Origin of the sequence: Rhizobium leguminosarum, from assembly GCF_004123835.1 — a bacterium.
In the GTDB taxonomy this organism is placed as follows: Bacteria; Pseudomonadota; Alphaproteobacteria; order Rhizobiales; family Rhizobiaceae; genus Rhizobium; species Rhizobium leguminosarum_M.
Genome location: NZ_MZMU01000003.1, coordinates 525,789 through 543,005 on the forward strand (window position 1 = coordinate 525,789; position 17,217 = coordinate 543,005).

Sequence of the window (17,217 nt, forward strand, 5' to 3'; positions counted from 1 at the left end):
TGATATGATCGAAAAGAAGCGCTCTGAGAAGCTCAAGCGGCTGCTCTCGGTGCAGCGGCATATCGAAAGAATGGCCGAGAACGACCTGGCTGAAACCAGCCGTCAGCGTGTCGAGGTCAATGTGGCGATGGACGACGTCATCCTCGCGCTCGGCTCGATGGACCCCGTCCACCACGCCTTCTCGCAGAATTACGCCGACCGATTCGGCAGGCTCACCATCAAGGACCAGCAGCTGACCGGCATGCAGCAGATCCACGAGATGCGGCTGACGCGCGAGCGCGCCAAGGGCGACCGCCTCGAAGACGGCATGAAGGAAGCCCTGGAAGTCGAGCGCCGCGAGGCCGATGACAATGCCGTCTACGATGTCATCGATCAGCAATTCGCAACGCCAGCCTCCAGCAAGCTTCAAAAACCATAGTCGTTACGATCTTAAATTCAGAGGATTGTAACGTGGCTATTTCGCCCCCCAGTGATCTGGTCCTGGACGTTGTCAAAGCTGCCGACCCCATGGAGGTTCAGGCGGCCCAGGAAAAGTTGAAGGCAAATCGTGCGGCCTTTGCCGCAACGAGCCTCGCCGAGAATGGCAAAGGCTTCTCCAATACGGTCGACGTTCTCGATCATGTCGGCCAGAAGAGCGGCCTCGCCAACATCCAGAACCGCACCAAGACCGAGGAAGTTCCGGAAAGCTACCGGAAGTTCGAGGCCATGGTCCTGCAGAATTTCGTCAAGTCCATGCTGCCGAGCGAAAGCGAAGACGTCTACGGCAAGGGTGCGACCGGCGATATCTGGAAAGGCATGATGGCCGAACAGCTCGGCAACGTCATGGCCAAGGGAGACGGCATCGGCATCGCCAAGCAGATGTACAGCGAGCAACTGCGCCGGCAGGAAGGCAAGATCGTCAATGCCTCCACCGACGACGATGACCGCAACACCGCGCTCAGCATGATCGATGACTTCCAGCGCAAGACCTTTGGCACGCCGACGGCGGAAGCCAAGGCCGATAGAACAGGATGATTTTAGGCCGGGTCGGCCTAAAATCTGAATCCTGTTCTAAATTAAATAGTTAGAGCATGATGTCGTCCGAAAACCGCGCACACTTTCGGCATCATGCTCTAAGCGACGCATAATCGAGGGTACAATGGAAATAATTTCGAACGAATACAGGATCAAATCCGTTCTCGGACGCCTCGAAATGATCATCGACAATGAGAACACCCGGATCGGCAACGATCCGCAGTTCGATCTCAAGGTCTCAAATGCGCATAAGAGCCGCTGCCTCTACGAGCTGTCGATGCTTTTCCGCGATACCGATCCGGCCGAGCTTGCCGCTGCCCATCTCGATCAGCTGCACGGCCTGAAGAAGAAACTGGTTCTCAATGCTCGTCGCGTCGAGGCGCATCTCGAAGCGGTTCGCGCTGTCGCCGACCTGCTGAAGAACGCAGTTCAGGACGCCGATGCCGACGGCACCTATTCCCAGGAACAATTCGCCGCGCGTGGAAACTGATGATCAAGCTCGTCCTCACCGGTGTCTGGGTTTGCGCCATCACCTTGGCATCGGTCTATTTCTCGGTGTATCTGGCGACCGCGCCGGCGCCCGCAGCGACGGATTCCAAGCAGAGCGCGCTTGAACTGGTGAAGGGCGAAACGATCACGGTGCCGATCATCGGCAACGGTGCGATCACCGGTTATTTCCTCGGCCGCGTTTCGTTCATGATGAACAAGGACATGCTGAAAGGCGTGACGCTGCCGCTGAGCGAGATGACGACGGACGAGCTTTTCAGCCTGCTTGTCGGCAACAAGATGGTCGATATCGCTCACATCAAATCCTTCGATCCGAAGGCTTTCCGCGAAGAGATCAAGAAGGGCATGAACGAGCGCCTCGGCGGCGAATACGTCGCCGATGTGATGCTGGAGCAGCTCGACTATCTCTCCAAGGAAGAGGTCAAGGAAAGCTCCGCCGGTCAGCCGAAGAAGGTGGGCGCACCCGTCAAGATCGTCGAGACCGCACCGGCCGCCGAAGCACCGGCGCCAGCGGCCCACTAAACACCCATTCGATCATCGACAAACGGCGCCCGAGGGCGCCGTTTGTCGTTGCCGCGCGTGGTTAATAAACCACTTATACGAGCATGGAAATTCAAGGAATTTTCCTAAGGGTTGTTTGAAACCGTCCTGTTATATCAGCTGTCACAGCTTGGCATGCGCCGCTTATCCGGGATCGGAGCGACGCCTACCGGCAGGACGCGACCGGTCCTTTCGAGACCTCCGGTGCGGAAATATGGGCTTGTTTTCCGGGATGTCGGGCGCATGCAGCACCCTCGGCAGGAGGTAGGAATGAATCTGATTGCAAACTTCGCGGTGCTCGCATCGCGGCGGACGATCTTCGATCTGCCGGTCTGCGATCTCGGCTGGGACGACGCCCTCGTTTTCATCAACGAGCTGGCCTCCATTCCCGTCGGCCAGACCGTGGTTTGCTTCGTCAACGCGCACAACATGCTGACGGCGCTACGCGACGACGAATATTACCGGATCATGTCGCACAATCTGGTGCTGCCGGATGGCATCGGCCTCAACATCGCATCGCAGATCGCCCATGGCGCACCGTTTCCGGCTAATCTGAACGGAACCGATTTCGTGCCGGCCTTCCTGACCTTCATGGAGGCCCCGCGCCGCATCGGCCTCATCGGCGGCGAGCGTTCGGTCGTCGAGGCGGCGGCGGAAAATTTCCGCAGACACACGCCCTGGCACGAATTCGTCGTCGTTTCCGACGGTTACTTCGACAAGGTCGATTCCACTGAGGTCATAGAGGAGCTCGAGCACCAGAAGCTCGATATCCTGATCGTCGGCATGGGAACGCCGCTGCAGGAGAAATGGGTTCACAACAATATCCGCGCCGATCATGCGCGCCTGGTGCTGACCGTGGGCGCTCTCTTCGACTTCGTCTCCGGCGCCGTCCCGCGTGCGCCGAAGACGGTGCGGATGATGCGCCTGGAATGGGCCTATCGCCTGCTGCAGGAGCCGGCGCGCCTCTGGCGCCGTTACATCATCGGCATTCCGGTCTTCCTCTTCCATGTCCTGCGTTACCGCTTCCGCCGGCGCGAAAGGATTCTCAGCCATCCGGAAGAGCACGGCAGCGCGCTGCAGCTGCGGTCGGACCATAAGAAGGCGAGCTGACCTTATAGCGCCGCGTGTCTAACAGGACGCGCGGCTTAGCAATTCTTGCCCGCTGCGGTTAACCATTTCTTTGCCATGATTATTTAGAGTCGCTTAATCATCTGCATTCGTGCGGATGAGCGAACTCGGCCATCATGTGCATGAGATGTGGCGCAAATGTACGATATCAGGGCCAGAAACAGCTTCCAGGATCGCGCAGCCGCAGGGCCGCGCCCCCATGACGATTCCTATGGGGCGCCCCGGTCGAGTCGGCCTGATATCGCGCCGCCCGAGGCCGAATTGCTGCGCGCCATCGGCCGCGCTCTGGAAGAACAGCGCACAAGGGCGGCGCGCACCGCACCGCTGGTCGACCGCATCGAAACCATCCTCGGCAATCGTCTCCGGGCCGCCAACGACGTCGGCCATCCGCTTCCTCAGGAGCCGACGGGCGATGAAGAGCTGAGCGTTCCGGCCGACGAGCCGATGATCTCACCCGAACCATTGGCCGCGGTCCATGAAGACCCCGCCGAGCCCCGGCCGGCAGCGCCGCGGCGTCGAACAAGCGGGATCGGCCTTGCGATGATGGTGGCCGCCGCGACGATCATCGGCGCGGGCTTGCCGGCGCTGATGCCAGCTTCGCCGGTCCTCTACCGTGCCGAGGCGACGCTTGCGGTGAAGAGCGATGCCGCAAGCCGCGCTGCCTTCACCCAGGCAGCAGTGAAAGGACTGCTGTCGGCGAGGGTGGTTGCTTCGACGGTCGCAGCCCTGAAACTCGATCATGATCCCGAATTTGCCGGCGCCAGCGCCAATGCGCTCGGCGTCGCTCTCGATCTCCTCTCGGCGACCGGTGCTGCTGCCGATCCGGCCTCCCGCGCCGAGGCGACGCTGAAACATGCGGTCGAGATACTGCCCGATACCGCCGCCGGCACCATCCTCGTCAGGGTAACGACCGGCGACAGCGGCAAATCCATGCGCATCGCCGCAAGGCTTGCCGAAGCGGTTTCCGCAGCAGACGGAGCCGGCGGCAACGTCGAGACCGATACCGCCTTGCGTAAAACCTATGACGAGGTCAAGGCGGAGCTTGCCGCCTTCACGGCGAAGAGCGGCGAGGGCAACGTCAAGGTGGCGATCGATCTTCGCCGCCAGATCGACCGGCTCGATGCCGATCTGAAAGAGGCCGACCAGAACATCCTTGCCGCCAAGTCGCAGGCCGACCGGCTCAAGGCCGCAAAACTTGCCGAAGTGCTCGACGGTTCGCTCCCCTCCGATATGCTTTCGCCGGCGCTGCAGGACTGGCGCGACAAATATGCCGTCGCCAAAACGACGCTTGCGCAGCTTTCGGCCGAGCTTGGCCCGCGCCATCCGCGCCTCTTGCAGCAGCAGGCCGAAACGGACGGTCTGAAGGAGAATATGGGCAAGGAGCTTACCCGTCTTGCCCAGACTGCCAACCTCACTGCTAAGGCCGCCGTCGATGCGCGCAAGGGCCTGAACGATCGACGCAACACGCTGATCGCCCAGAGCCGGGACACCGGCGTCGATTTGTCACGCCTGACCGAACTCAGCGAAAAGGCGAATGCCGCGCGCTCGCGCCTCGAAGAGGCGACGTCCGCAGCGGTGGAAACGGCCGCCGACGGTCGTATCGTTCTCCTGAAGCCGGCGTTGGCAACCGCAGTATCGGGAAGCGATGGTCTGATCGGCCGCGCGCTGACCGGTGCCGCGGCGGGCCTTGCGATAGGCCTTGCTGCGGCTTTCCTGCTCCGGCTGCGTAGGCCCGTCGCCGATTCCGCAAGCGAGAAAATGCCGGTATCCCGGCCGCAGGCCCCACTGCCCTCGATGCCTGTGCCGGCCCCCGCGCCGGTCGACGAAATGGAACTGCTGCGCTCCGAGATCTCCGGCCTGCGTGACCGGCTTCGTGTTCATGCGCTCGAAGCGCGCCAGCCGCTGCGTTGAACGAACATTTCCTTGCATTTTTGATATTGCATTGCCGCTTTCCGACAGGATAGGGCGTTAGCGAGCATTTCAAGCTCGTCAACTATCCATAGATTGACGCGAAACAGGGCGGAGAGACGCGTGACGACAGTAATCGACGGCAAGAACGTAGCTGCATCGGTCATTCAGACGGTCAAGAGTGCGACGGCGGCGCTGGAAAAGAGCAGCGGCGTCACCACCGGCCTTGCGGTCGTCATCGTCGGCGACGATCCGGCAAGCCACGCCTATGTCGGCTCCAAGGGCCGCATGGCCAAGGAGTGCGGCTTCAAGTCCGTTCAGCACACGCTGCCGGCCGAAACGAAGCAGGAGGATCTGGCAGCTCTCGTCGCCACTCTCAACGCCGATCCGTCGATCCACGGTATTCTGGTGCAGCTACCCCTGCCGAAGCCGCTCGACAGCGAGGCGATTATCCAATCGATCCTGCCGGAAAAGGATGTCGACGGCCTGAGCACCGTCAATGCCGGCAAGCTCGCCATCGGCGACCTGAAGACCGGACTGGTCTCCTGCACACCGGCCGGCGCCATGGTCTTCGTTCGCCGCACCCATGGCGAGGATCTCTCCGGCCTCAACGCCGTCGTCATCGGCCGCTCGAACCTGTTCGGCAAGCCGATGGCGCAATTGCTGCTCAATGCCAATGCGACGGTGACGATCGCTCATTCCAGGACGAAGAACCTTGCTGAAGTTTGCCGCAACGCCGATATCCTGGTGGCCGCCGTCGGCCGGCCGGAGATGGTCAGGGCCGATTGGGTGAAGCCAGGCGCGACGGTCATCGACGTCGGCATCAACCGCGTGGCGGCTCCCGAGAGGGGCGAGGGCAAGACCCGGCTCGTCGGCGACGTCGCCTTCGAGGAGGTCTCGGCGGTCGCCGGCACCATCACTCCGGTTCCCGGCGGCGTCGGGCCGATGACCATCGCCATGCTGATGGCGAACACCGTGATCGCCGCTCATCGCGCTGCGGGGCAGACGCCGCCCCAGTTTTGACTACGGCCGCGGGGCAGGGCCGGTCGAGGCCCTGACGATCAGCTCGGTCTTCCAGAGCTCTTGGTCGGGGAAAGGGCCGGCATGCTTCACCGTGCCGATCAGCCGCTGCGCGATACGCACGCCGGCCGCCCGCAATGAAGAGCGCGTGGTCGTCAGCGGCACCGAGAAATTTTCCGGCTTCAGCAGCGGCAGCACGTCGTCATGGGCGATCAGTGAGATATCCTCGCCGAGCCGCAATCCGGCCTGGTTGACCGCGCGGATCGCGCCGAGCGCCAGCACCGTGCTGGAGCAGAGGATCGCCGTCGGCCGCTCCGGCAATTGCAGGAAGTGTTCCATCGCCAGCAGGCCTTGTTCGTCCGTCATCAGCGCGTGGCTCATGCAACCCTCCTCGAGTGTGAGCCCGCGCTCGGCAAGCGCTGATATGACGCCGTTCCTCCTGCGGATGGCGAAATCGAGATGCATCGGTCCGTTCATCAGCGCAAAGCGCGTATGGCCGAGTTGCAGCAGGAGCCGCGTCGCGTCGTAGAAGGCGCCTTCATTGTCGATATCGAGATAGGGATAGTCCGGCTCCGAACCGAAGGATCGGCCGTGCACGACGTAGGGCATGGAGAGCGATTTCAGCATGGCGAGCCGCGGGTCGTGGCCGCGCATATAGGCGACGAACACGGCATCGACATTGCCGCTGATCGCAAGGCGGCGCAGCGCCGCCACCTCGTCATCCGGGTCTGCCGGCATGATGACGAAGTGGAAATCGTGGCGCACGGCCTCTTCGCCGAGCCCGGCCAGGAACTCACCGAAATGCACGTCGGACTGGTGGCCGGGAGCCGTCGGCATGACGAGGCCGATCGATCCTGCCTTGCCGGTCGCAAGCCGCTGCGCCGCCTTGTTCGGCCTGTATCCGGTTTCCTTGACAGCCTGAAGCACGCGCTCCCGGGTCGCCTCATTGACCTCGGGATAGCCGTTGAGCGCCCGGCTCACCGTCGTCTGAGACAGCCCCAGCAATTCCGATAGCTGTTTGAGATTCACCTGCTATGCTTCCTCCCAGCCCGCCCGTCAGCCGTCTTGAAAAGGCCGCATCCTCCCAGCGGTCATCCAAAGCGCTTTCAATTATGTATCATCTGGCGCGCTTGACTCAAGAAAAATCGCTCCATATCTCCCCGGTAGGCGCTGTTGCACCGCGATATGCTGCAATATCTGGCATGTTCACAGCAGGTTTTCGCGAATTGACTTGACTCCATTCCACCGAAAGTGGAATGAGTTGGGTGTCAAAGCGCTTTGAAATTTCCTTTTAAAAGGAATTCGGCGCGGTTGGGATTGTGATGGGAGGTTGATCACATGAAAAAGTCATTTTTGATGGGCGTTGCCGTGGCAGCGCTTTTTGCCGGTGCTGCGTCTGCGGCCGATCTGAAATTTGCGCCGGGACAGGATTCCAAGTTCAACTGGAAGAGCTATGACGAATTCAAGGCTGCTCATGCCGATCTGAAGGGCCAGCCCCTGACGATCTTCGGGCCGTGGCGCGGCGAGGACGAGGCGTTCTTCATGAGCGTGCTTGCCTATTTCACCGAAGCCACCGGCATCGATGCCAAATACTCCTCTTCCGAAAATTACGAACAGCAGATCGTCATCGACACGCAGGCGGGCTCGCCGCCGAACATTGCCGTTCTGCCGCAGCCGGGCCTCTTGGCCGATCTCGCCAGCAAGGGCTTCCTGACGCCGCTGGGCGACGACAACTCCAAGTGGATCAAGGACAATTACGGCGCCGGCGATAGCTGGGTCGGTTACGGCACCTACAAGGGCAAGGACGGCAAGGAAGCCTTCTACGCCTTCCCTTATAAGGCCGACGTCAAGTCGCTCGTCTGGTATGTTCCGGAGAACTTCGAGGAAGCCGGTTACAAGATCCCGACGACCATGGAAGAGCTGCATGCCCTGACCGACCAGATCGTCAAGGATGGCGGCGTTCCCTGGTGCATCGGTCTCGGTTCCGGCGGCGCCACCGGCTGGCCGGCGACCGACTGGGTCGAGGACATCATGCTGCGCATGCAGCCGCCGGAAGCCTACGACAAGTGGACGACCAACGAGCTGAAGTTCACCGATCCGGCCGTCGTTGCTGCGATCGACGAGTTCGGCAAGTTCGCCAAGAACGCGAAATACGTCGATGGCGGCGTCGCAGCCGTGGCCTCGACCGATTTTCGCGACAGTCCGAAGGGCCTCTTTGCGGTTCCGCCGAAGTGCTACATGCACCATCAGGCCTCGTTCATCCCGTCCTTCTTCCCTGAAGGCACGAAGCTCGGCCAGGATGCCGACTTCTTCTACATGCCGACCTTTGCTTCGCATCCCGAACTCGGCAAGCCGGTTCTGGGCGCCGGCACGCTCGTCTCGATCGCCAAGGACTCGAAGACGGCCCGCGCCTTCATCGACTTCCTGAAGACCCCGATCGCCCATGAGGTCTGGATGGCGCAGTCGAGCTTCCTGACGCCGTATAAGGGCGTCAGCACCGAGGCCTATGCCAACCCGCAGATGAAGAAGGAAGGCGATATCCTGACCTCCGCCACCACCTTCCGCTTCGACGGTTCCGACCTGATGCCGGGCAAGATCGGCGCCGGCGCCTTCTGGACGGGCATGGTCGATTTCGTCGGCGGCAAGTCCGCTGAAGAGGCTGCAGGCGAAATCCAGAGTGCCTGGGACGGCATCAAGTAATCTTTTAAAATTATGCCGCCGGCTTGCCGGCGGCATGGCTTGCATGACTGGCCGGGTTCGCAAAGAGCCCGGCCATCGCAGGATATATTGTGATTGGGCAATACAAATAGATTGATGATGACCGGCGTTGACCCGTCAGCATAAAAACCGGTCGGAATAAGATCAGGGGAAGCAGGGGAGGGACGAAATGCTGTCGCAGATAGTGTCCGCTTTGGGCGTCGTGGTCGTCGCCGTTTTCGCGTGCTCGGCCTATTTCTATTTTTCGAACAAGATCCTGGATCTCGCTCTGCCGGTGAAGGATGGCGACATTCGCGCCGCATCGCGCAATCTGAACCGGCGTGCACTTGTCCGGCCTTGGTTGTTCATCGGCCCGGCGCTCTTCCTGCTCATCGTCTATCTCGTCTATCCCGTCGTTGCGACCTTCATCCTCTCCTTCTACGACCGTGCCGGTCTGCAGTTCGTCGGCCTCGCCAACTACAAATGGGCGCTCGGCGACCGCGAATTCCGCCAGTCGATCTTCAACAACATCCTCTGGCTCGCCGTCGTACCGGCTGCCTGCACCTTCTTCGGCCTCGTCATCGCCGTGATGACCGATCGCATCTGGTGGGGCAATATCGCCAAGAGCATCGTCTTCATGCCGATGGCGATCTCCTTCGTCGGCGCCTCGGTCATTTGGAAATTCATCTATGAATATCGCGGCGGCAACGACGTCCAGATCGGCCTGCTGAACGCCATCGTCCAGACCTTCGGCGGCACGCCGGAGGTGTGGATCTCCATTCCCTTCTGGAACAACTTCTTCTTGATGATCATTCTGATCTGGATCCAGACCGGTTTCGCCATGGTCATCCTGTCGGCCGCTCTTCGCGGCATTCCGGAAGAGACGATCGAAGCCGCCGTCATCGACGGCGCCAATGGCTGGCAGATCTTCTGGCGTATCATGGTGCCCCAGATCTGGGGCTCGATCGCCGTCGTCTGGACGACGATCACCATCCTCGTCCTCAAGGTCTTCGACATCGTGCTAACCATGACCAATGGCCAGTGGCAGACGATGGTGCTGGCGAACCTGATGTTCGACTGGATGTTCCGCGGTGGCGGTGATTCCGGCCGAAGTGCGGTCATTGCCATCATCATCATGCTCGCCGTCACGCCGATCATGGTCTGGAACGTGCGCCGCGCCAATCGCGAACTGAAGGGCCACTGAGATGACCGCCGTCGGAAGCTACTTCAAGATCGGCCCCGCCCGTCTCTTCGTTCACGCAGCCGTTCTGCTGATTGTCATCATCTGGCTGATCCCGACACTCGGCATCTTCGTCAGCGCCCTGCGCGACAAGGACCAGATCGTCGTCTCCGGCTGGTGGACGGCCTTCGTCGGCTCGACCCAGACGGCCGCGGTCCGCCTCGGTACACCCGACCAGCAAAAACAGGAGGGTGCCACCTACGTCATCTCGGGCAATGTGCTGGAAGGACAGACCGGCCGCGCGGTGAAGGCCTTCGGCAACCGCATACAGCAGCCGGCTGCCTTCAAGGCCGGTGAGACCGCCGATCTCGGCGACGGTGAAACCCTGCAGATCAACAGCGACGGCAGTTATCGCTATGTGAAGAATGCCGCTTTTTCGCCCGACCAACGCCCGAAACGCATCTATGCATCCGTCTCGGCGCCGCCGGAATTCACGCTGCAGAACTATAATACGGTTCTGACCGGCGAGGGTATCGGCCAGTCCTTCATCAACTCGCTGACCGTGACGATCCCGGCGACGATCATCCCGATCCTGATTGCCGCTTTCGCCGCCTATGCCCTGAGTTGGATGGAGTTTCCCGGCCGCGCGCTGCTGATCGCGCTCGTTGTCGGCCTCATCGTCGTGCCGCTGCAGATGTCGCTGATCCCGCTGCTGCGTCTCTACAACGAGATAGGCAACATGCTCGGCCAGCCGTCGAAGACCTATCCCGGCATCTGGCTGGCTCATACCGCTTTCGGCATGCCGCTCGCCATCTATCTCTTGCGGGCCTATATCGCCGGCCTGCCGAAGGAGATCATCGAATCCGCCCGCGTCGACGGCGCGAGTGATTTCGAGATCTTCGTCCGCATCGTTTTACCTCTGTCCTTCCCGGCACTCGCCTCCTTCGCCATCTTCCAGTTCCTGTGGGTGTGGAACGACCTGCTCGTCGCCATGGTCTTCCTCGGCACCGACAAGGACCACATCGTGCTGACCGGCAGCCTGAACGCGCTGCTCGGCTCGCGCGGCGGCAATTGGGAGATTTTGACGGCGTCAGCCTTCGTCACCATCATCGTGCCGCTGCTCGTCTTCTTCGGGCTTCAGCGTTACCTGGTGCGCGGTCTGCTGGCGGGTTCGGTCAAGGGAGGATGACCATTCCCGAACGTGACTTCAAACAGGATATTCCATGAACGTGGCTTCCCAATCGATCTCGACCCCTGACAAGGACTGGTGGCGCGGCGCGGTGATCTATCAGATCTACCCGCGCTCCTACCAGGATTCGAACGGCGACGGCATCGGCGACCTGAAGGGCATCACCGCCCGCCTGCCGCATGTGGCAAACCTTGGCGTCGATGCGATCTGGATCTCGCCTTTCTTCACCTCGCCGATGCGCGATTTCGGTTATGACGTTTCCGACTACGAGAATGTCGATTCGATCTTCGGCACGCTGGTGGATTTCGACACGATGATCGCCGAGGCCCATCGCCTCGGCATCCGGGTGATGATCGACCTCGTCATCTCCCACAGCTCGGATCAGCATCCCTGGTTTGTGCAAAGCCGCTCCAGCAAGACCAACGCCAAGGCTGACTGGTATGTCTGGGCCGATGCCAAGCCGGATGGCACGCCGCCGAACAACTGGCTGTCGATCTTCGGCGGCTCGGCATGGGCGTGGGATCCGACGCGCATGCAATATTACATGCACAACTTCCTGACCTCGCAGCCGGACATGAACCTGCATAACCCAGAAGTGCAGGACCGTCTGCTCGATGTCGTGCGCTTCTGGCTCAATCGCGGCGTCGACGGCTTCCGCCTCGACACCATCAATTTCTATTTCCATGACACGCAGCTGCGCGACAATCCGGCGCTTGCGCCCGAGCGCCGCAACGCCTCGACGGCGCCGGCGGTCAATCCCTATAATTTTCAGGAACATCTCTACGACAAGAACCGGCCTGAGAACCTTGCCTTCCTGAAGCGCTTCCGCGCCGTTCTCGAGGAATTCCCGGCGATCGCCGCCGTCGGCGAAGTCGGCGACAGCCAGCGCGGCCTCGAAATCGTCGGCGAATACACCTCCGGCAATGACAAGATGCACATGTGCTACGCCTTCGAATTCCTGGCGCCCGATCCGCTGACGCCGGAGCGCGTCGAGGAGGTGATGCAGGATTTCGAAGCCGCCGCACCCGATGGCTGGGCCTGCTGGGCCTTCTCCAATCACGACGTCATGCGCCATGTCAGCCGTTGGGGCGGGCTGGTCGCCGATCACGACGCCTTCGCTAAGCTTTATGCCTCGTTGCTGATGACCATGCGCGGCTCCGTCTGCCTCTATCAGGGCGAGGAACTGGCGCTGACCGAGGCCGATCTCGCCTATCAGGATCTGCAGGACCCCTACGGCATCCAGTTCTGGCCGGAATTCAAGGGCCGCGACGGCTGCCGCACGCCGATGGTCTGGGACAGCCGGGTCGCCCAGGGCGGCTTCTCGACGGTCAAGCCTTGGTTGCCGGTGCCGGTCGAGCACATCCTGCGTGCCGTCAGCGTTCAGCTGGGCGACGAGACTTCCGTGCTGGAGCACTATCGCCGCTTCATCGCCTTCCGTAAGCTGCACCCGGCTTTTGCCAAGGGCGAGATCGAATTCGAGGAAACACAGGGCGATACCCTGGTCTTCACCCGTGAATACGGCAATGAGAAACTGCTCTGCATCTTCAACATGAGCCCGGCCGAGGCCGCCGTCATTCTGCCTGCGGGAGAATGGCAGGCATTGACGGGCCATGGCTTTACCAGCAACAACTATGGCGACAAGATCGATATTCCGGCCTGGGGGGCGTATTTCGCCCGCCTTGCCTAAGGAACATAGGCCTAAGGAAACACAGGCCCAGGGAACACAGGGAGAGAGAAATGACTGGACTGACGCTGAAGGATATCCGCAAATCCTACGGTTCCGTGGATGTTCTCCATGGTATCGACCTTGATATCAAGCAGGGCGAATTCATCGTCTTCGTCGGTCCGTCCGGCTGTGGCAAGTCCACGCTTCTGCGCATGATCGCCGGTCTCGAGGCGATCACCGGCGGTGAGATGTATATCGACGGCCATCTCGTCAATGACGTGCCGCCCTCCAAGCGCGGCATCGCCATGGTCTTCCAGTCTTATGCGCTCTACCCGCATATGACCGTGTTCGATAACATGGCTTTCGGCATGAAGATCGCCGGCGAAAGCAAGCAGGAAATCGATCGCCGCGTCCGGGCGGCGGCCGAGAGCCTGCAGCTGACCCAATATCTCGGTCGCCTGCCGAAGGCGCTTTCCGGCGGGCAGCGCCAGCGCGTGGCGATCGGCCGCGCCATCTGCCGCGATCCGAAGGTCTTTTTGTTCGACGAGCCGTTGTCCAACCTCGATGCCGCGCTGCGCGTCGCGACCCGCATCGAGATCGCCCGCCTGAACGAACAGATGGCCGATACGACGATGATCTACGTCACCCACGACCAGGTCGAGGCGATGACGCTTGCTGATCGCATCGTCGTTCTCTCCGCCGGCAATATCGAGCAGGTCGGTGCGCCGCTGGACCTCTACGAGCGCCCGGCAAACCTCTTCGTTGCGAAATTCATCGGCTCGCCGGCGATGAACATCATCCCCGCGACGATCGCTGGGACCGGAAGCCAGACGACGGTGACGCTCACCGGCGGCATGTCGGTGACGCTCGATGTGCCGACCGATGCGTCCGAAATGGGCAAGCAGGCAAGCTTCGGCGTTCGTCCGGAGGATCTCGGGGTTGCCGATGGCGCCGACTACCTGTTTGAAGGTGAAGTGTCGATCGTCGAAGCGCTCGGCGAAGTGACGCTGCTCTATATCGAGGGCCTGGTTCCGGGCGAGCCGATCGTCGTCAAGCTGCCCGGCATCTACGATGTGAAGAAGGGCCAGAGGATGCGGTTTGCCGCCGACAGGCAGAAGTTGCATCTCTTTGACGCAACCGGTCATACCTACCGAAAATAAAGCGGCCATTTTTGGGGTGATCACCCCAGGAATTGTGCGGGGTGGGCCGAATTCTCACTTTCTGTTAAAGATCGGCTGCTACCTTTTCCCTGTCAATTTATGAGGGGATAAGCACGTGGCCGCTTCCAATCCGTCACAGCCAAAATCTCATTTCCTGAGCAAGGAAGAATCCTTCATGTATGACCGCGAGGTGCGGTTCAAGATGGAGGACACCATGAATGCCGCGCGCATCGAATATACGGAAAAGGGCGTCATGCACGCGGCTTCGCGCCGCTGCGATATTGTCCGGATTTCGATGAGCAGCGCGACGCTCGCGATCCTGACCCAGTTCAGCCTGCCGAAGCAGTTCTATCTGGATATTCCGGATGCCCGCATCACCAAGGTCGGATGCCTGCTGATGAAGGTCAACGCCAACAACACGGTGGAAGTTCGCTTCTTGCGCCTGCTGACGCAGAAGGAGCTGAACAAGATCTTCGTCTACAGCACCCATCCGGCGCACCGCGATTACGTCCTCGATATCCGCGCCTAACTGATATCGGACTGGTATCGAAAACCCGCAGGGTGCTGCATGCGCCCCGCGGTTTTTGTTTGTCCGAGCGACGATGCTCAGTGGTGGAAGAGTACGCTCGCGCCCTGATCCGAAGGTCCGACGGCGCGGCGGAACGGTGCGAAGAGCTCGCGGCCCATCCCGAATTCATTGTCGGAGAGATCGACGGTCACCGGCTCGCGCTCGGCCATGTCGGCCGCATCGACGAGCACCTCCAGCGTGCCCTTGATCGCGTCGAGGCGAATGATGTCGCCCTCGCGGATGCGGGCGATCGGGCCGCCGTCGACCGCTTCCGGCGTGACGTGGATCGCGGCCGGCACCTTGCCGGATGCGCCGGACATGCGCCCGTCGGTGAGCAGCGCCACGCGGAAGCCGCGGTCCTGCAGCACACCGAGCGGTGGCGTCAGCTTGTGCAGTTCCGGCATCCCGTTCGCCTTCGGACCCTGGAAGCGCACGACGGCGATGAAATCGCGGTTGAGCTTGCCTTCCTTGAACGCATCCTGCAGCGCCTGCTGGCTGTGGAAGATGATCGCCGGGGCCTCGATGATGTGGCGCTCCGGCTTGACGGCGGATATTTTGATGACCGCCTTGCCGAGATTCCCGCGCAGCATCTTCAACCCGCCATTCGCCTGGAACGGCGTCTCGATGCTGGAGAGCACTTTGGGATCGACGCTTTTTTCCGGCGATGCCTCGCGCACGACGGCGCCGTTTTCGCCGAGACGGGCATCGACCGTATAGGCTTGGAGACCCTGGCCGAAGACGGTGCGCACGTCGTCGTGCACCAGACCGTGCTTCAACAGTTCCTTGATGAGGAAACCCATGCCGCCTGCCGCCTGGAAATGGTTCACGTCGGCCAACCCGTTCGGATAGACGCGGGCAAGCAGCGGGACGATTTCCGAAAGCTCGGCAATGTCCTGCCAGGTGAGCTGGATGCCGGCTGCCCGCGCCATGGCGACGAGGTGCAGCGTATGATTGGTCGAGCCGCCGGTCGCATGCAGGCCGACGACGCCGTTGACGACCGAGCGCTCGTCGATCATCTCGCCGGCCGGCGTGAATTCGTTGCCGAGCGCGGTGATCGCCAGCGCCCGCTTGGCGGCTTCGCGCGTCAGCGCTTCGCGCAGTGGCGTGCCGGGATTGATGAAGGACGAGCCGGGCATGTGGAAGCCCATGATCTCCATCAGCATCTGGTTGGAATTGGCGGTGCCGTAGAAGGTGCAGGTGCCGGGGCCGTGATAGGATTTCGATTCCGCCTCCAGCAGCTCGGCGCGTCCAACCTTGCCTTCGGCGAAGAGCTGGCGCACGCGCGACTTCTCGTCGTTCGGCAGGCCTGTGGTCATCGGACCGGCCGGAACGAAGATCGACGGCAGGTGCCCGAAGGACAGGGCTGCGATCACCAGGCCCGGCACGATCTTGTCGCAGACGCCGAGGAAGAGGGCGGCATCGAACATGTTGTGCGACAGGCCAACGCCCGCCGACATGGCGATCAGGTCGCGCGAGAAGAGCGAGAGCTCCATGCCCGGCTGTCCCTGGGTGACGCCGTCGCACATCGCCGGCACGCCGCCTGCCACCTGCGCCACGCCGCCTGCTTCGGCCGCCGCCTCGCGGATGATCGCCGGATAGGTCTCGAACGGCTGGTGGGCCGAGAGCATGTCGTTATAGGCGGTGATGATGCCGAGATTGGGGATGCGGTCGCCGGCGAGCGCATCCTTGTCGGCGGGGGAACAGACCGCGAAGCCGTGGGCAAGATTGGCGCAGCCAAGCACCGAGCGCGCGACACCCTGCGAGGCGGCGGCGCGCAGGCGTTCCAGATAGCGCTCGCGGGTGGGTTTCGAGCGTTCGACGATGCGATGGGTGATCGCAGAAATGCGTGCGTGAGCGGACATGGAATATCCCTGCCTTGTTCGTTGTCTCTATCTGTTTCGGCGGCTCTGGCCTAAATCTCAATGGATCTAAGGCCGATCAGGGAGCCCAGTAGATCTCGACCGGGGAAGTGGCCCGGCGCAGAACGGCGCGGATCGGCATTTCTGCCTCGTCACCGCTGCCTTCCGCCTTGGCGAGAACGTCTTTTTTGCCTTCGCCCTCAATATGGAGAACCAGGAGTGCGGCATCCTCAAGACCGGAGAAGGTGAAGGTCAGGCGCGGCTCGCCGGCTCCTTCCGCTTCCATGGTAATGATGCCGCGCGGCGTCGATGCATCGATCGCCTTGGCAAGATTGCTGCCGCCGGGAAAGAACGAGGCCGTGTGTCCGTCGCCACCCATGCCGAGGATGACGATGTCGAAGGGTGAACTGATCGCCCTGGTCTTCTCGGTTGCGAGCCTTGCCGCCTCCTCCGCGGAGGCCGCGTCCTGATAGAGCGGCAGGAAGCGTGCCGCCTTTGCCTTGTTCTGCAGCAGATTGGCATCGACCAGCAGATGGTTCGAGCGCGGATTGTCGGCCGGCACGAAACGTTCGTCGACAAGCGTGATCGTCACCTTGTCCCAAGCGATGTCGCGCGTCGAAAGCGCCTGGAAGAAGACCTTCGGCGTGGAGCCGCCGGAAACGGCGATGGACGCCGTTCCGCGGGCGGCAATCGCCGCCGAAAGCGTATCCGCGACCTTGTCGGCGAGACTGCTGGCGAGGTCTGCGGCGCTGGCGAAGGAATGCAGGGTCGATGCCATCGA

General features: G+C 61.6%; 16 protein-coding genes. 13 read left to right on the plus strand and 3 right to left on the minus strand.

The window, feature by feature from the left end; all coding sequences use genetic code 11:
• The first annotated feature begins 4 nt into the window (after positions 1-4).
• From B5P46_RS06350 to folD, 7 genes are all read left to right on the plus strand, one after another.
• Positions 5-418 (plus strand): hypothetical protein, encoded by a 414-nt coding sequence (locus B5P46_RS06350; protein WP_129417948.1) that lies wholly within the window; start codon positions 5-7, stop codon positions 416-418.
• 32 nt (positions 419-450) lie between these two features.
• Positions 451-1,014, plus strand: a complete 564-nt coding sequence (locus B5P46_RS06355) for a rod-binding protein (RefSeq protein ID WP_129417949.1) — start codon at positions 451-453, stop codon at positions 1,012-1,014.
• Between the two features lie 124 nt (positions 1,015-1,138).
• Positions 1,139-1,504: a hypothetical protein gene (locus B5P46_RS06360; protein WP_003545575.1), complete on the plus strand. Its 366-nt coding sequence runs from the start codon at positions 1,139-1,141 to the stop codon at positions 1,502-1,504.
• Positions 1,504-2,043 carry a hypothetical protein gene (locus B5P46_RS06365; protein ID WP_027666408.1) on the plus strand — a complete coding sequence of 180 codons (540 nt, stop codon included), beginning with the start codon at positions 1,504-1,506 and terminating at the stop codon, positions 2,041-2,043. Before B5P46_RS06360 ends, B5P46_RS06365 begins: the two co-directional genes overlap by 1 nt.
• 288 nt (positions 2,044-2,331) lie before the next feature.
• A complete protein-coding gene (locus tag B5P46_RS06370; RefSeq protein WP_129417950.1) occupies positions 2,332-3,171 on the plus strand; it encodes a WecB/TagA/CpsF family glycosyltransferase in 840 nt (279 codons plus the stop codon).
• Between the two features lie 156 nt (positions 3,172-3,327).
• Positions 3,328-5,100: a succinoglycan biosynthesis protein exop gene (locus B5P46_RS06375; RefSeq protein WP_129417951.1), complete on the plus strand. Its 1,773-nt coding sequence runs from the start codon at positions 3,328-3,330 to the stop codon at positions 5,098-5,100.
• A gap of 120 nt (positions 5,101-5,220) precedes the next feature.
• Positions 5,221-6,120, plus strand: coding sequence for a bifunctional methylenetetrahydrofolate dehydrogenase/methenyltetrahydrofolate cyclohydrolase FolD (folD, locus tag B5P46_RS06380; RefSeq protein ID WP_129417952.1), 900 nt, complete (start codon positions 5,221-5,223; stop codon positions 6,118-6,120).
• On the opposite strand, the gene B5P46_RS06385 is transcribed toward folD, so the two are convergent.
• Entirely contained in the window at positions 6,121-7,146 is a 1,026-nt protein-coding gene (locus tag B5P46_RS06385; protein ID WP_129417953.1) for a LacI family DNA-binding transcriptional regulator, read from the minus strand. It abuts the gene before it with no gap.
• A gap of 309 nt (positions 7,147-7,455) precedes the next feature.
• Here B5P46_RS06385 and B5P46_RS06390 point away from each other — a divergent pair, with 309 nt between their 5' ends.
• The 6 genes from B5P46_RS06390 (at position 7,456) to B5P46_RS06415 (ending at position 14,538) form a co-directional block, all read left to right on the plus strand.
• Positions 7,456-8,817 carry an ABC transporter substrate-binding protein gene (locus B5P46_RS06390; protein ID WP_012756090.1) on the plus strand — a complete coding sequence of 454 codons (1,362 nt, stop codon included), beginning with the start codon at positions 7,456-7,458 and terminating at the stop codon, positions 8,815-8,817.
• Positions 8,818-9,004: 187 nt separating this feature from the next.
• Positions 9,005-10,018 carry a carbohydrate ABC transporter permease gene (locus B5P46_RS06395; RefSeq protein ID WP_129417954.1) on the plus strand — a complete coding sequence of 338 codons (1,014 nt, stop codon included), beginning with the start codon at positions 9,005-9,007 and terminating at the stop codon, positions 10,016-10,018.
• A gap of 1 nt (position 10,019) precedes the next feature.
• Positions 10,020-11,183, plus strand: a complete 1,164-nt coding sequence (locus B5P46_RS06400; protein WP_129417955.1) for a carbohydrate ABC transporter permease — start codon at positions 10,020-10,022, stop codon at positions 11,181-11,183.
• Positions 11,184-11,217: 34 nt separating this feature from the next.
• Positions 11,218-12,870 (plus strand): alpha-glucosidase, encoded by a 1,653-nt coding sequence (locus B5P46_RS06405; protein WP_129417956.1) that lies wholly within the window; start codon positions 11,218-11,220, stop codon positions 12,868-12,870.
• 50 nt (positions 12,871-12,920) lie between these two features.
• On the plus strand, positions 12,921-14,009 hold the full coding sequence (locus B5P46_RS06410) for an ABC transporter ATP-binding protein (RefSeq protein WP_129417957.1): 1,089 nt from the start codon (positions 12,921-12,923) through the stop codon (positions 14,007-14,009).
• Between the two features lie 175 nt (positions 14,010-14,184).
• Positions 14,185-14,538, plus strand: coding sequence for a hypothetical protein (locus B5P46_RS06415; RefSeq protein ID WP_129417958.1), 354 nt, complete (start codon positions 14,185-14,187; stop codon positions 14,536-14,538).
• Between the two features lie 77 nt (positions 14,539-14,615).
• On the opposite strand, the gene edd is transcribed toward B5P46_RS06415, so the two are convergent.
• Both edd and pgl read right to left on the minus strand, forming a co-directional pair.
• Entirely contained in the window at positions 14,616-16,439 is a 1,824-nt protein-coding gene (gene edd, locus B5P46_RS06420; RefSeq protein ID WP_129417959.1) for a phosphogluconate dehydratase, read from the minus strand.
• A gap of 76 nt (positions 16,440-16,515) precedes the next feature.
• Positions 16,516-17,214, minus strand: coding sequence for a 6-phosphogluconolactonase (gene pgl / locus B5P46_RS06425; protein ID WP_129417960.1), 699 nt, complete (start codon positions 17,212-17,214; stop codon positions 16,516-16,518).
• Positions 17,215-17,217 lie beyond the last annotated feature (3 nt).